The organism is Streptomyces sp. NPDC001604 (genome assembly GCF_042893475.1).
Taxonomy (GTDB): domain Bacteria; phylum Actinomycetota; class Actinomycetes; order Streptomycetales; family Streptomycetaceae; genus Streptomyces.
Map to the genome: position 1 here is coordinate 186,979 of NZ_JBIAUY010000010.1, position 20,240 is coordinate 207,218.

Consider the following 20,240-nt stretch of genomic DNA (forward strand, 5'->3'; position numbering starts at 1 on the left):
CCGGCCTGCGGCGCCGTCCTCCTACAGGTCGACGGCGCCGTCCGCCGCGCAAGCCCTCGCGGCCAGCCCCTCGGCCTCCGGGTCCGGCCGCAGCATCCCGGCGACGATCTCGGCCGTGGCCCGGTGCCAGTCTCCACTGCGGCGGAGCATCGCATGGTCGCCGCCCCGGACCAGTACCAGACCGGCCCGGGCCCCGGCCTCCCTCGCCCGGCGCACGTAGTCCGCCGACTCGGCGGGCGATGTCACACGGTCGCGGTCACCGTGCAGGACCAGCAGGCGCACACCGCCGAGGTGGCGGGCGGAGTCCACGGGCGGACACCAGGGCGCCAGCGCCAGCACGCCGCGCACCAGCGGATGCGACGCGGCCCGCAGAGCCGCCCTGGCCCCCATCGAGTGCCCTACGAGGACGGTGGGCACCGTTCCCGCCAGCCGCTGGAGTTCGTCCAGCGCCCGCAGTGCGTCGTGGGCGGGATCGGCGTCGTTCCAGCCCTGGTGCCGGTAGCGGACCTGCCCGAGCAGGACGTTTGGGGGCGAGGCCGCTCCGGCCGCCCGCAGGACCGGAAGCATACGGAGCGCGGCCGGCTGCCAGGGGTGCGCCGCCCGGCGGCTCAGCTCGTGGCCGCCGTGCAGCGTCACGATCGCCGCGGCCACATCTTCGGGCGGCGCGTGCCGCACGATCAGCGCGGACTCGTTGCGCTGCACTGCCCCACGGTTCCTCACCAGTACCGCACCTCTCCGCTCCGGACGCCTCATCCTCTCCCGAAGCTCCGGGGCGGCGCCGCGCAGGGGGCGCACGCACTAGATCAGTGAGCCCTGTACGCGCCTCCACGCAGGTGGGGAAAATGCGGCAGGTCGGTGCTCTCGTCGCCGGGAACGCCGTGCAACTGAGCTCCAAGTCGTAGAGAAAGCAGGTCGGCTCCCGTGCTGCTACGTCTTCCCGAGTCCGTGTCCGAAGCGCAGGAGTGCCTCGCCGAGGGAGCCGTACCCGTCGGCGGGGCGACACTGATCTGGGCCGACTGGCAACGCGACGGGTTTCCCGAGCAGGCCGTGTCGCTGCGCAGGCTGCCGGAGGCCAATGTGATCGGGCGCGGGGCGCTGGGCGGCGCCGTCGTGCTGAACACCGTCGACGAGCGCGTTCCCGAGGTGCTGCACCGTGCAGCTGCCGCGGTGGGGACGGGAGCCGTGCGCCGGACGGCCACCGTCGGCGGCAACCTCGTCGGCAGCACGCTGCGCTGTCTGCTGCCGGCCGCGCTGGTGCTGGGGTCCTGGGCGACGGTGCTCGACGGCGACGGGATCTACGAGACCGACCTCGCCGAAGTCCTCGCCAAGCACCACCTCCTGCTCAGCCTGCACTGGCGTGAACCACGCGTCAGCAGTTACCGGAAACTGCCCGGCGAGGCGGGTGGGCAACCGCCGCTCGTGGTCGCCGCCGCGGTGCACACGGATGACGGCGGGCTCAACCGCCTCCACGTCGCCGTCCGCGACGGCTACGACGTGCTCACGGCCGACGTCCCCTGCCACGAGGGGATCGAAGAGGCGATCCGCGCGCTGGGGGACACACCGGTCGGCACGCTCCACACGGCCGCGTGGCGAACCGCGCGTCAACACGTCGCCGATCTGCTGGCGCGCCCTGCCGGCTGCTGACGTCAAGCCGTCACGGGCATGGACTCAGTGGCACGCCGTGCCTTGATGACGAGCACCAGCGCGGCAACGGCCGATCCGGCGCCGACCGGTGCGATCGGCCACCATGGCGGTGAGGCCTCCCGTATCGCCGAGAAGAACACGAGGAACAGACAGACGACCAGGCCGACAACGACACCGGAGGCGCTTGCCTCAATACGCTTCCCCAGGTCGAGGCGGGCTCGTCGGCCCCGGTTCATCAGGCGTGCCAGAAGCGCGGTGACCACAACCACCACGTACCCCATGGCCAGGGGATACAGCATCAGCGGCACAACGAAGAAGAAGCCGTCTCCTTTCCAGGCGCTGTGGACCAGGTATCCGTTGATCTCCACGACCTTGTTGTGCCACAGGCCCAGCCGCACCTTCTGGCCCTCGGTGAAGGAGGGGCCGTCGCCGTCCAGGGACACCGTCCTGGTGTCACCGTCCACCCGCAGACCCACCTCACGACTGGACCAGGTGACCTGCTCGGTGCAGTTCGTGTCCTGGCCGGCGCCGGAGCAGCCTTCGTGCGAGCGCCACCCGGCCTCCACCACAACCGCGTCCACGGTGTCCAGCCCTCCGGTCCCGCGCGCGACGGCGATCGCGGTCTCCTCACAGGTCCGCACCGCGAAGAAGACGACGAGCAGGACCATCACGCAGCGAAACAGCATGAGCCCGACGCGCCCGCGGGTTGATGTGTTCCCTCGCGCCTCCGTCGTCTCTGCCATGGCCCCCCCCGCTTCAGGTTCTCGCATCATGCCCCTGGGCGCGGCAGGCAACACCCTGCCGGGGTCTCACTCCGCCGTCTTGCGGGCCAGTGCGTTGTTGTCTATCGAGTTGTGCACGCTGAAGCTCACGGCGTCCGAGCGGTAGCGGTCGTCGGACCACTCAACCGGGCGTCCCTCGCGGGTGGTCGTGACGCGGCGGACGCGCAGCAGGGGGCTGGTGCGGCGGATGCCGAGGAGCTCGGCGTCCTGTGCGCTCGCCGCGACCGCGTCGATGACGTGCTCACCGTAGGCGAAGACCAGGCCCGTGCTGTCGTACAGGAGTTGGGTGACGGACGGGGCGTACGGGTCGAGCGCCTCGACGGCGGGTGAGATCCAGTCGGCGTACACGGTGCGCTCGACGAGGACCGGTTCGCCGTCCAGGCCGCGGACCCGCAGGACGTGCAACACCCGTGCTCCCTCGCGGAGTTGGAGACGGGCGGCGTCCTGCGCGGTGGCCGGCAGGTACTCCTGGGCCACGACCCGGCCGGTGGCCTCGCGGCCCATGGCGCGGGCCCACTGGGCGAAGCTGCGCAGTTCGGCGAAGCTCTGGCTGCGGCGGGAGGCCAGGACGACCCGGCGGGCGCCCTGGCGGGAGCCGATCAGGCCCTCGGCGGTCAGCGCGGCGACGGCCTGGCGGACGGTGCCGCGCGAGACGCCGTAGTGCGCGGCGAGCTCCGTCTCGGCGGGCAGCCGGCTGCCGACCGTGTACTCCTCACGGTCGATCGCCCGCCGAAGCTCGTCGGCGATCTCCTCGTGTCGTGTCGCCACCGTATCCCTCCGAGTCAGCTGCTGTGCACAGCGTGACCAGCCTAATCGAGACAGGCGGGTGATCGCGCTTGCCCCGAACTGTGCAGGGAATGGGAGGTCACAATTTCGCCACTGTTTACGAAGTGGTCACCACAGGCGGCCTTACTGAGGCCAACTTGTTCAGACAAGTTCTCTGCCTTGTGCGTCCTCCCCTGCGCCCCCTTCTGGAGTCACCGTGTCCCAGCCGAGAACAGCCGCCCTGGCCGGCTCCCTCGCCGTCGTAGCCGCACTCGCCCTGAGCGCCTGCGGCGCCGCTCCCGACAACGCGTCGACCACCGCGGACGGCAAGAACGCCGCCACCGCCACCTCCGCCGCCGACTTCGGCGGCATGGACGCCCTGGTGAAGGCCGCCAAGAAGGAGGGCACGCTGCACGCCATCGCGCTGCCCCGCGACTGGGCCAACTACGGCGCCCTGATCGACGGCTTCACGAAGAAGTACGGCATCAAGATCACGGTGGAGAACCCGGACGGCACCAGCCAGGAAGAGATCACCGCCGTCACCTCCCGCAAGGGCCAGGACCGCGCCCCGGACGTCCTCGACCTCGGCAGCTCCTTCGCCCTCAGCGCCGCCCAGCAGGGCCTGCTCGCGCCGTACAAGGTGGCCTCGTACGCCGACCTCCCCGCCGGGCAGAAGGACCCCCAGGCTCGCTGGTACAACGACTACGGCGGCTACATCTCCATCGGCTGCGACGCCAAGCGGGTCAAGACCTGTCCGACCACCTTCAAGGACCTGCTGAAGCCTCAGTACAAGGGGCAGGTCGCGCTCAACGGCAACCCCACCAAGTCGGGTTCGGCCTTCGGCGGCGTGTACGCGGCCGCGGTCGCGAACGGCGGCTCATTCGACAACATCCAGCCCGGCCTGGACTTCTTCGCCAAGCTGAAGAAGAACGGCAACTACACGCCCGTCGAGTCCACTCCGGCGACCGTCGAGAAGGGCGAGACGCCGATCAGCATCGACTGGGACTACCTCAACGCCGGTTACGCCGACGAGTTCAAGTCCAAGGGCGTCGACTGGAAGGTGGCGGTCCCGTCCGACGGTCAGTTCTCCCAGTACTACTCGCAGGCCATCAACAAGGACGCCCCGCACCCGGCGGCCGCCCGCCTGTGGCAGGAGTACCTGTACAGCGCCGAGGGCCAGAACCTGTGGCTCAAGGGCTACGCGCGCCCGGCGCTGATGCCGGCCATGGAGAAGGCCGGCACCCTCGACAAGGAGGCCGCGGCCAGGCTGCCGAAGGTCTCCGGTACGCCCTCCTTCCCGTCCGAGGCCCAGCAGGGCAAGGCCAAGACGGTCATCGCGCAGGGCTGGGCGAAGGCCGTCTCCGGATGACGGCCACCCTCACAGGCGTGGACGTGGCGCCGCCGCTCACCTCGGTGAAGCGGCGGCGCCGGGTCCCCGGCTGGCTCGCCGTCGTCCCGCTGCTCGTGTTCGTCGCGGTCGCCTTCGGGGTGCCCGCGATCGCCATGCTGAACGGCGCGTTCAGCGTCAAGGACCAGGCCACCGGGGCCAGTTCGTACAGCACCGAGAACCTCACGGCCTCTCTGCAGGGCGCCTATCTGACGGCCCTGCTCGGCAGCGTCAAGCTGTCCGCCGTCTCGGCCGCCATCGGAACCGTCCTCGGGCTGCCGCTCGCGCAGGTCGTGGTGACCTCGCGGTTCCGTGCGCTGCGGGAGGCAGTGCTCACCGCGTCGGGGGTGCTCGCCAACTTCGGCGGTGTCCCGCTGGCCTTCGCGTTCGTCGCCACCCTGGGCAACGCTGGTGTGCTGACCAAGCACCTGCACCTCGCGGACAAGGGCTGGGACCTCTACAGCTTCCGGGGCCTGGTCATCGTCTACCTGTACTTCCTGATCCCGCTCATGGTCCTCACCATCACCCCCGCCCTGGAGGGTCTGCGCTCCCAGTGGCGTGAGGCCGCCCAGAACAACGGCGCCACTGCCCTTCAGTACTGGCGACACGTCGCCCTGCCCGTGCTGCTGCCGTCGCTGCTCGGCGGGTTCGTGCTGCTCTTCGGCAGTGCGTTCGCCGCGTACGCCACCGCCGCGGCCATGGTGGGCAGTTCGGTCCCGTTGGTCACCCTGCAGATCGCCGACGCCATCTCCGGCAACGTGCTGGTCGGCCAGGAGAACGTGGCCCTCGCCCTCAGCCTCGACATGGTCCTGGTCGCAGGGCTCGTCATGGCCGTGTACCTGCCCCTGCAACGACGGAGCGCGCGATGGCTCGACGCCTGAACCCGTGGCGGTGGGTCGTCCTCGGCCTCGCCGCCCTGTACTTCCTCGTCCCGCTCGCCGCGTCCGTGATCTTCACGGTCGATGTGCCGGGACAGGGCGTCACCTTCGACGCCTACAGCCAGATCGTCTCCACCGACGGTTTCGGCTCCAGCCTGCTGCTCTCGCTGGAGCTGGCGGCCGCCACCATCGCGATCGTGCTGCTGCTCATGGTCCCGGCCATGGTCGCGCTCAGGCTCGCCGCGCCCCGGCTGCGGCCGGTCGTCGAGGTGGTGTGCTCGCTGCCGCTGGTCGTGCCGCCGATCGCGTTCGTCGCCGGAATCGCCACGGTGCTGAAGTGGGGCCCCGAATACCTCTCGCGCACCCCGCTGTTCGAGACGTTCGTGGCCGTGCAGAACCCGAGCTTCCCGTTCGTGCTCGTCCTCGCGTACGTCGTGATGGCGTTGCCGTTCGTGTACCGGGCGCTGGATTCCGGGCTGCGCGCCATCGATGTGCGCACCCTCGTCGAGGCCGCCCGCAGCTGCGGGGCCCCTTGGCCGCAGGCGCTGGTCCGAGCGGTTCTGCCCAATCTGCGCGGGGCGCTGCTGAACGCCTCGTTCCTCACACTCGCGCTGGTGCTCGGCGAGTTCACCGTGGCCCAGCTGCTCGGCTTCCAGCCCTTCGCCGTGTGGATCTACAGCGTCGGCGGCTCGCAGGCCCAGCTGTCCGTCGCCGTCTCCGTGCTCAGCCTGCTCGTCACCTGGGCCCTGCTGCTCGCGCTCGCCGGTGTCGGCGGGCGGACCCGTACCTCTTCCTCCAGGGGTTGAACCATGACCGCCACCACGCTTGAGAAGACAGCCGTCGAAAAGGCCGCCACGGTCGAATTCCGGGGACTGCGCCGCGAGTTCGGGGCGACCGTCGCCCTGGACGGGCTCGACCTGACCGTGCAGCCGGGAGAGTTCCTGGCGCTGCTGGGCCCGTCCGGCTGCGGCAAGACCACCGCGCTGCGCATGCTCGCCGGGTTCGAACACCCCGACTCCGGCGAGGTGCTGGTCGACGGCGAGGACGTCACCCATGTGCCGGCCCACCGCCGGGACGCCGGGATGGTCTTCCAGTCGTACAGCCTCTTCCCCCATCTCAGCGCGCTCGACAACGTCGCCTTCGGGCTGCGGATGCGCAAGGTGCGTACGGCCGAACGCCGCTCCCGCGCCGCCGAGTTGCTGGAGCTGGTCGGGCTCGCCGACAAGGGCGACCGGTTCCCGCACCAGCTCTCCGGCGGCCAGCAGCAGCGCATCGCGCTCGCCCGCGCCCTTGCGCTGCGCCCCCGGGTGCTGCTGCTCGACGAGCCGCTGTCCGCGCTGGACGCCAAGGTGCGGCTGACGCTGCGCGAGGAGATCCGGCGGCTGCAACAGGAGCTCGGCATCACCACCCTGTTCGTGACGCACGATCAGGAGGAGGCCCTGTCCGTGGCCGACCGGGTCGCCGTGATGCGGGCCGGCCGGCTCGAACAGTGCGCGGAACCAGCCGAGTTGTACGGCCGTCCGGCCACCGCCTTCGTCGCCGAGTTCGTCGGCACGATGAGCCGGATCCCCGGGCGGCTGTCCGGTTCGACGGTGGACGTCCTGGGCCTGCGGCTGCCCGCGGAGGGAACCCTTCCCGCGGCGGCGGAGGTGGATGTGCTGGTGCGGCCCGAGGCCGTGCACGTCACCGCGGACGCCACCGGTGACGCCCGGGTGATCGCCACCGCGTTCCTCGGCGCCGCCACCCGCATCACCGTACGCCTGGCCGACGGCACCGAGGTCAAGGCCGATCTGCCCACCCACGAGGCCGCCGCGCTGGGAGCCGGAGCCACCGTACGGGTCTCGCTGCCCGAGCGCCCGGTGCTGGTCGCCGAGCGGGCGGCGTGAGACACCGGACACTCCCCCCGCAGCACATCCCCCCACATGAAAGAAGAGACCCCGTGACCCGACCCCCGCTCCAGGCCGTCCTGTTCGACATGGACGGCACGCTCGTCGACACCGAGCGGCTGTGGTGGGAGGCGGTGCAGTACGTGGCCACGGGCCTCGGCCGGCCGCTGACCGAGGCCGACCAGCCGGAGGTGCTCGGCAGGCCGGTCGAGCACACCGCCGCCTGGCTGGGCGGGCTCACGGGCACAGCGGATCTCGCCGACCGGCTGCACTCCGAGTTCGCCGACCGCGTGCGCACCGGCATCGTGCCGCGTCCTGGCGCGATAGGCCTCCTCGACGCCCTGGCACGGGAGGGCGTGCCGACGGCCCTGGTCACAGCCTCGCCCCGCACGGTGGCCGACAGTGTCCTGGCCGTGCTCGGCACCGACCGCTTCCATGTCTCCGTCACCGCGGACGACACCGAGCACACCAAGCCCGCCCCCGACCCCTACCTGGCGGCCTGCCGCGCCCTGAGTGTCGACCCGGCGCGCTGTGTGGCCGTCGAGGACACCCCGACGGGGGTCAGCTCCGCGGAGGCCGCCGGGTGCACGGTGCTGGCGGTGCCGTCGCTGGCGCCGATCGACGCGGCTCCCGGGCGGACGGTCGTGACCAGCCTGGAGGAGGTGACCCCGGACCGGCTGCGGGCCCTGGTGGTCCCCCGGCTGCGGGTGCTGAGCTGGAACCTCTGGCTCGGCGGTGCCGAGGTCGACGACCACCGCGCCAAACAGCTCAAGGTCATCCTGGACACGGAGGCCGACGTCGTGGGCCTGCAGGAGACGGCCGGTACGGCGGCCCGGGAACTCGCCGACGCGCTGGGCTGGCACCATCACCAGGCCGGCGAGAACCTCGGCATCATCAGCCGCCACCCGATCACGGCCCGCCTCGGCGACCCCGACGTCGGCTTCTACGGGGCGGCCGGCGCCCGCATCCGCATCGGCCGCGCCCAGGAGGTGGACGTATGGACGGCGCATCTGCACTACACGCCGTACGGCCCGTACGAAGCGGCCTTCGACGGGCTGGGAGCGGCCGAGCTGATCGCCCATGAAGACGTACGGCTGGCCCAGATGCGGGAGGCCCTGCGCCGGATCGCGGAGTCGGCGGACGAGACGACCCCCGTGATCCTGACCGGTGATTTCAACTGCCCCTCCCATCTGGACTGGCCCGATGTGGCCTGGCCGGTGACGAGGGCGGCCGAGGAGGCGGGGCTGCGCGACTCCTACCGCGAGGCCCATCCCGATCCGGTCCGCGCACCGGGCCACACCTGGTCGCCGGTCCACACCCGCAACGAGGACGACGTCACCCGCCCGGAACCGCAGGACCGCATCGACTACGTCCTCCACAACGGCCACGGCCTCGAAGTCGTCGACTCCCGCACCGTCGTCAGCGGCGTCCCGCGCGCATGGCCGGACGTCGCGGGCAACGACTGGCCCTCGGACCATGCGGCGGTCCTCACCACGTTCGCCCTCAACCACCGGGAGTGACGCATCGAGAGCCCTGTCGTTGCTCCATCCGAGTGGTGTATTCCTGCCCGCAGTCGTAGCGTCGGAACGAGTCCTGGCGTCACAGCGTCATAGCGGTAGGAGACGGCAGCGGGGAGCGGACATGCGCAGGCACACACTGAGTACGGCGGTGACGCTCTGTTTCGCGGCCTCGCTCGCGGCGGCCGCGAGCGCGCCCTCCGAGGCCCGGCCGGCGTCCCCGCCGGCCTCGCAGACCGCACGGCAGCAGGCCAGGGTCCCCGTGCTCGTCGACTGTCTCTTCCACCCGGAAGTACGCCCCACCGACTTCATCCTCGCCTGCGGTGACGGCAACAGCCGCCTGGCCGCGCTGCACTGGTCCAAGTGGGGCGCGGGTTCGGCGAAGGCCGAGGGCGTCAACATCGTCAACGACTGCAAGCCGTACTGCGCGGCGGGCAGGTTCCACTCCTATCCCGTGGTCGTGCGGCTCGACCGGGCGCAGCCCTGGAAGAAGCACCCGCACCTGCGGCACTACAGCCGGATGACCCTCGAATACCCCGCCGGCAGGCCGGACACGTTCGCGCCGACGGTGACGTATCCCCTGTGGAACTGAGGTCAGTGCCGGTCGTCCAGCTCCATGGGCGGACGGCTCTGCGGGTTCTCCCCCGCGGTGAGGTGTTCCAGGACCTCGACCAGTTCCTGGCAGGCCTGCTCCACCGACCGCCTGGTGTTCAGCTGCTCGGTGATCACGGCTGACAGGAGCAGCGCGGTCAGCGCCATCGCGCCGTTGAAGGCCTGGAGTTTGATCATCACTTCGACGCCGGTCAGCCGGGCGAAGGGCCCGACCTGGTCCGTCGCCGCGATGGTGGCCATCACGGAGGCGAAGAGGGCGCACAGCATGCTGCCCGCGAGCTGGAAGCGCAGTGCCGCCCAGATCAGGAGCGGGTAGACCAGGAAGAGCAGGCCCACGGAGCTGTGCATCGCGAAGGGGACGAGGACGCAGGTGATGAGGGCCAGGGCCACGGCCTCCTTCCAGCGCCGCGCGCAGCGGTGGCGGCGCACGTCGTACAGCACCAGCAGGACCGGGGTGACGATCAGGACGCCCATGGCATCGCCGGCCCACCACGCCGACCAGACCAGCCAGAAGCCGTCCGTGGCGAGTTTGCCGGTCAGGACGAGCAGGCCGGCGCCGGCGGTCGCGCTGATCAGCGTGGCGGTGAGCGCGGCCAGGAACACCAGCGCGAAGCCGTCCCGCAGCCGGGCGAGGTCGGTGCGGAAGCCGACCTTGCACAGCAGGTAGTACGCGCAGACTGGGGCGGCGGTGTTGCCCACGAGGGTGCCGGTCACGGCGGGCTGGACCGAGCTGATGGACAGGACGACGAGGAGCGCGCCGAGCGCGATGCCGGGCCAGATGCGCAGGCCGAAGAGGAGCAGACAGGCCACCGCGACGCCCGTGGGCGGCCAGATGGGTGTGACGACGGCACCCTCCACGACCAGCTGCCGCAGAAGTCCCAGCCGCCCGGCGGCGAAGTAGCAGGCAGCGACCGCCAGCGTCTGGAGGGCGCGGACGGCCGGTCGGCGCAGATCGGGGATACCCACCACAGCTGACATCAGACACCGGTGCCACCCGCTCGGCGAGGCGGGAGGCGCCGGGTCCGGCCCTATGGCTGAATGCCGGGACCGTCGTGGGTGACGACGAGTACGGCCGCGTCGTCCTCGTGGCCGACCCGCTCGGCGATCTTCATCACGCCGGCGGCGAGGACGTCGGCCTCCATTCCGGCCACCGCGGCACTGCCCGCGAGCTGCACCACCCGGGCGAGGCCCTCGTCGACGCTCAGCGAGGGTCCTTCCACCACGCCGTCCGTCAGCAGGACCAGCACCCCGCCGGTGGTGAGCCGGTGGCGGGTCACGGGGTACTGCATGCCTGCCGCGATGCCGAGGGGTGGTCCGCCCTCGTCCTCGGCGATGCCGCACTGTCCGTCGGCCGTGGCCCAGATGTGCGGGATGTGTCCGGCGCGGGCGCTCTCCAGGACGCCGGTGGTGGGGTCGAGCCGTATGAAGGTGCAGGTGGCGAAGAGGTCGGTGCCCAGGGACAGGAGCAGGTCGTTGGTGCGGGTGAGGAGTTCGCCGGGCTCGCCGGTGACGGAGGCGAGTGCGCGCAGGCCGACCCGGACCTGTCCCATGAAGGCGGCCGCCTCGGTGTTGTGGCCCTGGACGTCGCCGATGGACAGTCCGATGCGGCCGTCGGGCATCGTGAAGGCGTCGTACCAGTCGCCGCCCACGTTGAGGCCCTGGCAGGCCGGTGCGTAGCGGACGGCCAGGCGGTAGCGGCAGGCGGCGGGCAGGTCGCGGGGCAGCATGCCGCGTTGCAGGGCGAGGGCAAGCTCCACCCGGGAGCGCTGCAGCTCCGCGAGTTCGCGTGCCTGGGCGGTCAGCGACCCGAGTCGGGCAAGCAATTCGTCGCCGTCCTCTGTCGGACGCTCGAGGGACATTGATCACTCCGGCGGGACCGTGGGCCATGGCCCCTTCGGGGCAAATCCCCAGATTATGCGTATGACGGGATGTTCGCGACATGGCGGTCGGCGAAGTCCGCCGTGCGGCTTCGCCGACCGCCCTGCCACCCTCAGGTACCCCGCGCTGCGGCGTCCGGCTCAGCCGCCGAGGGCCGCCATGACGACGTCCTTGGCCTCCTCCTGCACCTGGCGCAGATGGTCGGGGCCGCGGAACGACTCGGCGTAGATCTTGTACACGTCCTCGGTGCCCGAGGGACGGGCCGCGAACCAGGCGTTCTCGGTGGACACCTTGATGCCGCCGATGGCGGCGCCGTTGCCCGGGGCCTCGGTGAGCACCCCGGTGACCGCCTCCCCCGCCAGGGTGTCCGCGGTGACCTGCGCGGGGGACAGCTTGGCGAGCAGTGCCTTCTCCTCGCGGGTCGCGGGCGCGTCGATCCGCGCGTAGGCGGGCTCGCCGAAGCGGGCGGTCAGGGCGGCGTAGTGCTCCGACGGGGTCTTCCCGGTGACCGCGATGATCTCGGAGGCGAGCAGCGCCAGGACGATGCCGTCCTTGTCGGTGGTCCACACCGAGCCGTCCCGACGCAGGAAGGACGCCCCGGCCGACTCCTCCCCGCCGAAGCCGATCGACCCGCCGACCAGCCCGTCCACGAACCACTTGAACCCGACCGGCACCTCGACCAGGCGGCGTCCCAGGTCGGCGGCGACCCGGTCGATCATGCCGGAGGACACCAGGGTCTTGCCGATGCCCGCGTCGGCCGGCCACTGCTTGCGGTGGGCGTACAGGTAGGAGATGGCCGTGGCCAGGTAGTGGTTGGGGTTCATCAGGCCGGCGTCGGGGGTGACGATGCCGTGCCGGTCGGCGTCCGCGTCGTTGCCCGTGGCGACCTGGAAGCGGTCGCGCTGTTCGATGAGCGAGGCCATCGCGTACGGCGAGGAGCAGTCCATACGGATCTTGCCGTCCCAGTCCAGCGTCATGAAGCGCCAGGTGGGGTCGGCGAGGGGGTTGACCACGGTCAGGTCGAGGCGGTGCTGTTCGGCGATCCGGCCCCAGTAGGCGACCGAGGCGCCGCCGAGCGGGTCGGCGCCGATGCGCACGCCCGCGGCACGGACGGCGTCCAGGTCGAGCACGTGCGGCAGGTCGGCGACGTAGGCGCCGAGGAAGTCGTGGCGGCGGGTGGTCTCGGCGGCGAGCGCCCGGGTGTACGGGATGCGCCGTACGTCCTTCAGCCCGGCCGCGATGATCTCGTTGGCCCGGTCCTGGATCCAGGAGGTCGCCTCGGAGCCCGCGGGCCCGCCGCTGGGCGGGTTGTACTTGAAGCCGCCGTCGGCGGGCGGGTTGTGCGAGGGGGTGACGACCACGCCGTCGGCGAGGCCGGAGGTGCGGCCGCGGTTGTGGGTGAGGATGGCGTGCGAGACCGCGGGGGTGGGCGTGTAGCCGTCCGCGCTGTCGATGAGCACGGTCACCTCGTTGGCCGCGAACACCTCCAGCGCGGTGACCCGGGCCGGCTCGGACAGGGCGTGGGTGTCGGCGCCGAGGAAGAGCGGGCCGTCGGTGCCCTGCTCGGCGCGGTACTCGCAGATCGCCTGGCTGGTCGCGGCGATGTGGTCGTCGTTGAACGCGGTCGCCAGGGACGACCCGCGGTGTCCTGACGTGCCGAACGCCACCCGCTGCCCCGGGTCGGCCGGGTCCGGGTGCAGCGCGTAGTACGCCGTGACCAGCCGGGCGACGTCGACGAGGTCCTCGGGGCGTGCCGGGCTGCCCGCTCGCTCGTGCTGCATGTGCCCGCTCCTCCACATCGGTTGACCAAAACGCTTGCCGTCCCATCTTCCCTCGTGACGGCGGCGGCCAGCGAGAGCGGGTCAGCGCTTGGAACGTGCCAGCAGCGCGCAGACGAAGTTCTCCTGGACGGCGCGCAGCCGGCTGAGCAGCGCCGGGGTCTGGGACTTGTTGATCTGCGTGGTGACGGAGAAGGTCAGGGAGCGGCGGCCGTCGGGGGTGGCGGCGATGAGCTGGGTGTAGCCGGGGAAGTTGCCGGTGTGCCCGAGGACCACTCCGCAGCGGGTCGCGTACCGGAAGATGGCGAGGCCCGCCGTGTTCCGGCCGGGGCCCGCGGGTTCGGACGCGCCGGCGATCCAGCGTCGCTGCTCGCGCACGACGTCCTTGCCGTAGAGGGCGCCGCCCGCGTAGCCGCGGATGAAGCGGGTCATGTCGGCGGGGGTGGAGACGATGCCGCCCGACGCCCAGGAGCCGGAGGCGCCGAGAAGCTCGCTGACGTCCTGCGGGGGCGGTGGGGTCACGTCGTAGCCGTGCAGATAGGGCTCGAACATCATGTAGCCCTGGGGAAGGGTCGTGTCGTGCAGTCCCAGCGGCCGGTAGACCAGTTTCCGCAGCAACAGCTCGTAGCGGGTGCCGGTCGCCGCCTCCGCCATCAGGGCGACGGCGATGTTGTCGGAGTTGGAGTAGCTGTACTGGCTGCCCGGGCGGAAGTTGAGGGGCTGGTCGGCGACGAAGTCGAGCAGGCGCCGGGAGTCGAAGTGGTGGTGCGGGTCGGCGGCGAGGATGCTGCGGAACTCGGGGGCCGCGCTGAAGTCCGGCAGTCCGCTGGTGTGGTTGAGCAGTTGCCGCAGCGTGACGCGGTGCCAGGCCTTGGGCAGTCGGGGGAGCCGTTCGCCGATGGTCTCGTTCAGGCGCAGGGCGTGCCGGTCGACCAGGGACAGGGCCACGGCTCCGCTGAAGGCCTTCGCCGTGCTGGCGATGCGCATGTGGTCGTACTGGCTCGGGCGACGGCCGGTGGCGAGGTCTGCGACACCCGCCCGTACGACCTGGGTGTGTCCGTCCCTGCGCAGCACGGCGATGGCGCCGGGGGGTCCGCCGGGTGCGCGGACGAGCTGCTCGAGCTGGTTCTGCAGGTCGCTGCCGCGTGCCGCGGGAGCGGCGGCGGTGCTCGCGGGGGTCTGGCAGAGCGCTGCCAGGCAGACCGCGGCGACACCGGTCGCCCGCAGTCGGGTCCGGAGCGGGAAGGGACGGGCCGGAGTGGAGCGAAGGGGCATCAGGTCTCCCGGGGCGGGCCGTAGTTGCAGGCCAAGCCTGTCCCCGTGCCCGTGGGGAAGCTCTTCCGGCTGCTGCATACGGCCGCACGGTTCACCCGTCGGCCGGTACCACCTTGAGCACCTTTCCCTGGGGGCTGGCCAGCACATAGCCGGTGGCGTACTTGTCGGCGAGGCAGACCTCGAAGGCCTCGGGGTCGTCGTTGAACTCGTTCGGCGGCTGCAGGAGCAGATAGGGGCTCGCCGGTCTGTCGACGCCCAGTTTCTGCTCGGCGAAGGTGAGGAGGGCCGGCAGCTTGTCCCAGCGGTAGTTCTTCAGGCTGACCGGCAGCTTGCCCATCAGGGTGCCGGGGTTGACGCCCTTCTCCACCCCCTTGCCGGGCCGGTAGGTGTAGCTGTCGTAGCGGGTCCGGCTGCCGGGGACCATGGCCTTGACCGACACGTACTCGGGGTAGACGGCGAGATCACCGAAGGTGTCCCTGCCGGTCTCGTCCTCGATGGCCTTCAGCGCCTTGCGGATACCGTCGGGCGTGAGCATGCCGGTGGCGAGTTTCGTGGTGGGACTGGGCAGTGGCGTGTCTGCCGGTGTCGTGGCGGGGGTGCTGTGCGACCCGCCGGTTTTCGAGGAAGCCGACGCCTTGTTGCCGCCGTCCGGCCACGCCGTCCAGGTGATGCCGCCCACCAGGACGGCACCGGCTGCGACGGAGGCGAGCGCGGCCCGGCGTATCCGGCCCTGGCTGTCGGGGCGGGGCACGACGGTCTCGGAAGGCGTCGGTACCCGCGCCGGCACGGCGTTCTGCGGGGGCGCCAGGGGGTACGAGGTGGCGGTGGGTTCGTCACCGGCCACCTCCGCTTCGGCCAGCAGGCGGTCGACCGTCGCCGCGTCCGGCCGCGCCCCGGGATCGCGGACCAGCACCGCGGCGAGCACGGGAGCCAGCGCCCCGGCCTGCTTCGGCGGTGGAACGTCCTCGTGCAGTACGGCGGCCAGCGTGGCCAGGGTCGTTCCGCGCCGCAGCGGATGGTGGCCCTCGACGGCCACGTACAGCATCATCGCGAGCGACCACAGGTCCGCCGCGGGCCCGCCGTCGCCGCCCGCCACACGCTCCGGGGCCATGTAGTCGGCCGTGCCGATGATCGATCCGGTGGCGGTCAGCGCGGTGGAGTCACGGATCGCGGCGATCCCGAAGTCGGTGAGGACGGGCCTGCCGTCGGTGCGCAGCAGCACGTTGGCGGGCTTCACGTCACGGTGCTGGACGCCCGCGGCATGCGCGGCATGCAGGGCGTCGAGCACGCCGCGGCCCAGACGGGCGGCTTCGGCGGGCGTCATCGGTGCGCGGGCCAGCCGGTCGGCGAGGGAACCGCCCTCGACCAGTTCCATGACGATCCACGGGTAGGTGCCCTCGCCGCCGTCGACGATGTGATGGATCGTCACGACGTTCGGATGCTGCACCCGGGCCAGGGCACGGCCCTCACGCAGGACCCGTTCGCGCAGCATCCGTGCGGAGTCCGGGTCGTACTCGGCGAGGCCGGGGTCGGCGGGCCGGACCTCCTTGACGGCCACACTGCGGTGCAGCAGCAGGTCGCGGGCGCGCCACACCGTGCCCATGCCGCCGCCACCGAGCCGGGACTCCAACTCGAAGCGGCCGTCGACGACCCGTCTGTCGGTGTCCCCGTCGTTCATGGCGAGGAGCATAAGGTACGCGAAATCCGCCTCCGCACAATGCAGTCCACAGATGCGGCCCGGGCGGGAGCGCCCGGGCCGTCCGTCGTTGCCGGAGGGGATCAGGTGCTCGGCGTCATCCGAACATGCCCGGCTGGTAGTCGCCCGCGGGCTGCTGGACGATGACGTTGAAGCGGTTGTACATGTTGATCACAGCGATGGTGGCGACCAGGGCGGCGAGCTGGTCCTCGTCGAAGTGCTTGGCCGCGTTCGCCCAGGCCTCGTCCGTGACCCCGCCGGCCGCATCCGCAATGCGGGTGCCCTGCTCGGCCAGCTCCAGGGCGGCGCGCTCGGCCTCGGTGAACACCTTGGCCTCCCGCCAGGCCGCGACCAGATGGAGACGCTGCGGGTCCTCCCCCGCGGCCAGGGCGTCCTTGATGTGCATGTCGGTGCACATGCCGCAGCCGTTGATCTGGCTGGCGCGGAGCTTCACCAGCTCCTGCGTCGCGAGCGGCAGCGCCGAGTCCGAGACGACCTTGCCCGCCGCATTGAGGTGCCGGAAGAGCTTGGCCGCGACCGGGTTCTCGAAGAGGTTGAGACGAGCTTCCATGGTGTGCTCCTGTGCCGTTGTCGGTGGTTACACCTCTTTGACGGCACGGCCCGGCAGGTTGTGACACACCCGAATGTGACCTGCGTCTCAGTCGAGCAGTCCCGCGGCGAGCGTCGCACCCAACTCCCAACAGGCCTCTACGTCCGCTTTGGCGGGCTCCCCCGTGACGGTCACGGGTTTCGCGGTGCGGCGCCAGCCCAGGCCGGTCGTGATCGCCTCGATCCCCCGCACCGCACCGGTGACGTCGCTCCCGCCGTGCACGTAATAGCCGAAGGGCCTGCCCTGCGTCGCATCCAGGCACGGGTAGTAGATCTGGTCGAAGAAATGCTTGAGCGCCCCGGACATGTAGCCGATGTTGGCCGGGGTGCCGAGCAGGTAGGCGTCGGCCGCCAGCACGTCGGACGCCGTTGCCGCCAGCGCCGGCCGCCGCACGACCTCGACGCCCTCGATCTCGGGCGCGGTGGCGCCTGAGAGGACGGCCTCCAGCAGTGTCTGGCAGTTGGGCGAGGGCGTGTGATGCACGATCAGCAGGGTGGGCACACCCGCACCATAGTGCCGCATCACTCAACGCTCACCCCTTACGGTGACGCCATGAGCGACCACTCTGAAGCACCTGTCGCGCCCGTCGAGGCGTACGCCCCCCCTACTACATGGCCGTCTTCACCACGGTGCGAACCCCGGACCAGAGCGGCTACAGCGAGACCAACGCACGCATGGAAGAACTGGTGAAGAACGTCCCCGGCTTCCTGGGGATGGACCACGCGCAGACACCCGGCGGCCTGGGCATCACTGTCGGGTACTTCCGGGACGCCGACGCACTCGCTCAGTGGCGGAGCAACGCCGAGCACCGCGCTGCGCAAAAGCGTGGGCAAGCCGAGTGGTACCAGACCTACACGCTGCATGTGGCGAAAGTGGAGCGGAGCCACGGGTTCACGCGGGCGTAGGTCCCGCAGGGGCGTTCAGCACAGCACCCGCAGCGCTCCCGGCAGCACTCTGATCGTGACGGGCAGAACGGCCTCGACCTCGCCGTCGGCGCCGTAGGGCACATCGCGGTCGGCGGACATGGTGATCTCCCTGCCGCGCAGGATGCGCACCTGGGGCCGGTGGACATGGCTGCCCGTCTTCAGTTCGTTCATCATCGCGAAGAACAGCCGCCGCGGCGCCTCGCTGATCATCACCACGTCCAGGAGGCCGTCGTCCACGCGGGCGTCGGGGGCGATGAGGCGGCCGGAGCCGTAGTAGCCGGAGTTGGCGGCCACCACTGTGTATCCGGTGTGCTGGTGTTCCTTGCCGTCGACCGTGACCCGGTAGTGGGCCGGCCGCCAGGTGGTGACCGCGCGGAGGCCGCCGGCGTAGTAGGAGGCCGCGCCCCGCAGGAGTTTCGCGTGGTTGGCATGGCGGTTGGCGAGGGCGTCGACGCCCGCGTACACACTGCCGAGGACGACGGTGCGGTCGTGGGCGGCGGACTCGACCTCGATGGTGTCCACGGCGCGTGGTTCGTGGTGGAGCAGGACCTCGGCCAACTTCCCGTGGTCCGTGGGAAGTTCGAGTGCCCGGGCGAAGTCGTTGCCGCGGCCGGCCGGGACGAGGCCGAGTACGGCTCCGGTGCCGCTGAGGGCGCCGCCGATGCCGCCGGCCATGCCGTCCCCGCCGACGGCGAGCACCACCCGGCCCTTGCTTCCCGCCTGCCGGGCGAGTTCCTGGGCGTGGGCCAGGCTGCGGCTGTACTCGGTCTGCAGCTCGGCGCCCGCCTCCCGCAGCAGCCTGGCCACGGCGAGCAGCGCGGCGGCCGAGGTGGATCCGCCCGCGGTGGGGTTGACGACGGCGGTGAACTGTCGCATCGGTGTGCCTCCGAGGGCGGACGGTCGGTACTGGCGAGCTGGGGGTGACAGTCAGTCGTCGAGGGGCAGAAGGACCCCGGGGTTGAGGAGTCCGGCCGGGTCCAGTCGCCGCTTCACGGCGCGCAGGGCCTCGACGGCCAGCGGGCCGGCCTCGCGGACGTACCAGTCCCGGTGGTCGGTGCCCACGCCGTGGTGGTGGGTGATGGTGCCGCCGGCGGCGAGGATCGCCTCGTTGGCTGCGTGCTTGGCCCGGGTCCAGTGCGCGACGGGGTCCTCGCCCTGGGCGGAGACGACGGTGAAGTACAGCGAGGCGCCGTTCTCGTAGACGTGCGAGATGTGGCACATGACCAGGGGCGGCGTGCCGGCCTCGGTGAGGGTGGTGGTGAGCGCGTCGCGTACGGCCGAGTACAGCTCCGGGATGCGGGACCAGAAGGTCGCCGTCTCGAGCGTCTCGGCGAAGGCACCCGCGTCGAGCAGGGCGTCGCGCAGGTAGGGGGCGGAGTAGCGGCCGTGCGCCCAGCGCTCGCCGGGCTCCTGGCCGAGCGGTGTGCCGCCGCACTCGCGCAGCACGGCGGCGGCGCGCTCGCGGCGGTACGCGACGTCGTCCTCCGTGCCTTCGTAGCCGGCGATCGCCGTGCATCCGGCGGCCGCCTGACCGTCGGCGGATCCGATCGCGTCCGGCTGGGCGAGGCCGATCAGGGTCTCGGTCTCGTCGGACAGGCGCAGCACGGTCGGGCGCGGCCCGTCCTGGGCGAGGCGGCGCAGTGCGGCGGCGCCTTCCTCGAAGGAGGCGAAGCGCCAGCCTTCGTACACACGGGTCTGCGGTACGGGGCGGATGCGCACCGTCACGGATGTGATCACGCCGAACGCTCCCTCCGAGCCGAGGACGAGTTGGCGCAGGTCGGGTCCGGCCGCGGAGCGCGGGGCGCGGCCCGTGTCGATGGTGCCTTCGGGGGTGGCCAGGGTGAGGCCGAGGACCATCTCGTCGAAGCGGCCGTAGCCTGCCGAGGCCTGGCCGCTGGAGCGGGTGGCGGCGAACCCGCCGATGGTGGCCCACTCGTAGGACTGCGGGAAGTGGCCGAGGGTGAAGCCGTGTTCGGCGAGCAGCGCCTCGGCCTGCGGGGCGCGCAGGCCCGGTTGCAGGGTGGCGGTGCGGGAGACGGGGTCGAGGGCGAGCAGGCCGTCCATGCGCCGCAGGTCCAGGGCCACGAAGGTGCTTCGCTGCCCGGGGGCGAGTCCGCCGACGACGGAGGTGCCGCCGCCGAACGGGACGAGGGCCAGGCCGTGTTCGGCGCATGCGCGCAGCACTGCGAGGACCTCGTCGTGGCCGGCCGGGAGCAGCACCGCCGCCGGGGTGTCCTCGACGTCGCCCTCCCGGATGCGCAGCAGATCGGGGGTGGACTTGCCGCGGGTGTGCCGGATGCGGGTCTCCGCGTCGGTGCGCACATACTCCTCACCGCCCACGGCCGCCACCAGGGCGCGATGCACCGCAGGCTCCAACTGCCCCTCCGGCACGGCGATGTCCGTCAGGCCGACCGGTTCGGCGCTGCGGGGCTTGACGCCGAGCAGATCGCGCAACAGCCCGATCACCGTGTCGGGCAGCGGCGTCGCCCTGGCCGGGTCGCCCCAGCCGCTCCACAGCATGTCCATGACTGTTGTCCTCACCGGTCGATTCGAGCGATTGCGTTCGAGCTGTTCCGTCCTCCGACGCCCCTGCAGGGCGGCGGGGC

19 protein-coding genes and 1 pseudogene are annotated in these 20,240 nt (G+C 71.5%); 8 read left to right on the forward strand and 12 right to left on the reverse strand.

The window, feature by feature from the left end:
* Positions 1–21: 21 nt before the first annotated feature.
* Complete coding sequence (locus ACFY1E_RS26735; RefSeq protein ID WP_389080049.1) at positions 22–702, reverse strand: dienelactone hydrolase family protein; 681 nt, start codon at positions 700–702, stop codon at positions 22–24.
* 219 nt (positions 703–921) lie between these two features.
* On the opposite strand from ACFY1E_RS26735, the gene ACFY1E_RS26740 reads away from it, so the two are divergent.
* Complete coding sequence (locus ACFY1E_RS26740; RefSeq protein WP_389080051.1) at positions 922–1,644, forward strand: FAD binding domain-containing protein; 723 nt, start codon at positions 922–924, stop codon at positions 1,642–1,644.
* 2 nt (positions 1,645–1,646) lie between these two features.
* Here ACFY1E_RS26740 and ACFY1E_RS26745 read toward each other — a convergent pair whose 3' ends face one another.
* Entirely contained in the window at positions 1,647–2,330 is a 684-nt protein-coding gene (locus ACFY1E_RS26745; protein WP_389080052.1) for a hypothetical protein, read from the reverse strand.
* Positions 2,331–2,453: 123 nt separating this feature from the next.
* On the reverse strand, positions 2,454–3,194 hold the full coding sequence (locus ACFY1E_RS26750) for a GntR family transcriptional regulator (protein WP_389080054.1): 741 nt from the start codon (positions 3,192–3,194) through the stop codon (positions 2,454–2,456).
* A gap of 214 nt (positions 3,195–3,408) precedes the next feature.
* Here ACFY1E_RS26750 and ACFY1E_RS26755 point away from each other — a divergent pair, with 214 nt between their 5' ends.
* The 6 genes from ACFY1E_RS26755 to ACFY1E_RS26780 all read left to right on the forward strand — a co-directional run bounded on the left by ACFY1E_RS26755 (position 3,409) and on the right by ACFY1E_RS26780 (position 9,451).
* A complete protein-coding gene (locus tag ACFY1E_RS26755; protein ID WP_389080055.1) occupies positions 3,409–4,560 on the forward strand; it encodes an ABC transporter substrate-binding protein in 1,152 nt (383 codons plus the stop codon).
* Positions 4,557–5,459 (forward strand): ABC transporter permease, encoded by a 903-nt coding sequence (locus tag ACFY1E_RS26760; RefSeq protein WP_389080056.1) that lies wholly within the window; start codon positions 4,557–4,559, stop codon positions 5,457–5,459. The genes ACFY1E_RS26755 and ACFY1E_RS26760 overlap by 4 nt, the downstream gene beginning before the upstream one ends.
* Positions 5,444–6,262, forward strand: a complete 819-nt coding sequence (locus tag ACFY1E_RS26765; RefSeq protein WP_389080057.1) for an ABC transporter permease — start codon at positions 5,444–5,446, stop codon at positions 6,260–6,262. The genes ACFY1E_RS26760 and ACFY1E_RS26765 overlap by 16 nt, the downstream gene beginning before the upstream one ends.
* A gap of 3 nt (positions 6,263–6,265) precedes the next feature.
* A complete protein-coding gene (locus ACFY1E_RS26770; protein ID WP_389080059.1) occupies positions 6,266–7,342 on the forward strand; it encodes an ABC transporter ATP-binding protein in 1,077 nt (358 codons plus the stop codon).
* Positions 7,343–7,395: 53 nt separating this feature from the next.
* Positions 7,396–8,862 (forward strand): HAD-IA family hydrolase, encoded by a 1,467-nt coding sequence (locus tag ACFY1E_RS26775; protein WP_389080060.1) that lies wholly within the window; start codon positions 7,396–7,398, stop codon positions 8,860–8,862.
* A 121-nt stretch (positions 8,863–8,983) separates the two neighbouring features.
* Positions 8,984–9,451, forward strand: a complete 468-nt coding sequence (locus ACFY1E_RS26780; RefSeq protein ID WP_389080062.1) for a hypothetical protein — start codon at positions 8,984–8,986, stop codon at positions 9,449–9,451.
* Between the two features lie 2 nt (positions 9,452–9,453).
* Here the strand turns inward: ACFY1E_RS26780 and ACFY1E_RS26785 are convergent, their stop codons facing one another.
* The 7 genes from ACFY1E_RS26785 to ACFY1E_RS26815 form a co-directional block, all read right to left on the reverse strand.
* Positions 9,454–10,449 (reverse strand): MASE1 domain-containing protein, encoded by a 996-nt coding sequence (locus ACFY1E_RS26785; protein WP_389080063.1) that lies wholly within the window; start codon positions 10,447–10,449, stop codon positions 9,454–9,456.
* Positions 10,450–10,499: 50 nt separating this feature from the next.
* Entirely contained in the window at positions 10,500–11,330 is an 831-nt protein-coding gene (locus ACFY1E_RS26790) for a PP2C family protein-serine/threonine phosphatase (protein ID WP_389080065.1), read from the reverse strand.
* Positions 11,331–11,489: 159 nt separating this feature from the next.
* On the reverse strand, positions 11,490–13,130 hold the full coding sequence (pgm, locus tag ACFY1E_RS26795) for a phosphoglucomutase (alpha-D-glucose-1,6-bisphosphate-dependent) (protein ID WP_389080066.1): 1,641 nt from the start codon (positions 13,128–13,130) through the stop codon (positions 11,490–11,492).
* An 81-nt stretch (positions 13,131–13,211) separates the two neighbouring features.
* A complete protein-coding gene (locus ACFY1E_RS26800) occupies positions 13,212–14,402 on the reverse strand; it encodes a serine hydrolase domain-containing protein (RefSeq protein WP_389080068.1) in 1,191 nt (396 codons plus the stop codon).
* A gap of 91 nt (positions 14,403–14,493) precedes the next feature.
* The gene (locus ACFY1E_RS26805) at positions 14,494–16,080 is read right to left on the reverse strand and encodes a protein kinase (RefSeq protein ID WP_389080069.1); all 1,587 of its coding nucleotides are present in this window, start codon (positions 16,078–16,080) and stop codon (positions 14,494–14,496) included.
* A gap of 115 nt (positions 16,081–16,195) precedes the next feature.
* Positions 16,196–16,669, reverse strand: coding sequence for a carboxymuconolactone decarboxylase family protein (locus ACFY1E_RS26810; protein ID WP_389080071.1), 474 nt, complete (start codon positions 16,667–16,669; stop codon positions 16,196–16,198).
* An 87-nt stretch (positions 16,670–16,756) separates the two neighbouring features.
* The gene (locus ACFY1E_RS26815) at positions 16,757–17,209 is read right to left on the reverse strand and encodes a flavodoxin family protein (protein WP_389080072.1); all 453 of its coding nucleotides are present in this window, start codon (positions 17,207–17,209) and stop codon (positions 16,757–16,759) included.
* Positions 17,210–17,260: 51 nt separating this feature from the next.
* On the opposite strand from ACFY1E_RS26815, the pseudogene ACFY1E_RS26820 reads away from it, so the two are divergent.
* Positions 17,261–17,613 (forward strand): annotated as a pseudogene (locus ACFY1E_RS26820) (antibiotic biosynthesis monooxygenase family protein).
* A 15-nt stretch (positions 17,614–17,628) separates the two neighbouring features.
* Here ACFY1E_RS26820 and ACFY1E_RS26825 read toward each other — a convergent pair.
* Positions 17,629–18,510 (reverse strand): YegS/Rv2252/BmrU family lipid kinase, encoded by an 882-nt coding sequence (locus ACFY1E_RS26825; protein ID WP_389080074.1) that lies wholly within the window; start codon positions 18,508–18,510, stop codon positions 17,629–17,631.
* A 51-nt stretch (positions 18,511–18,561) separates the two neighbouring features.
* Entirely contained in the window at positions 18,562–20,160 is a 1,599-nt protein-coding gene (locus ACFY1E_RS26830) for an FAD-binding oxidoreductase (RefSeq protein WP_389080075.1), read from the reverse strand.
* Positions 20,161–20,240: the final 80 nt, after the last annotated feature.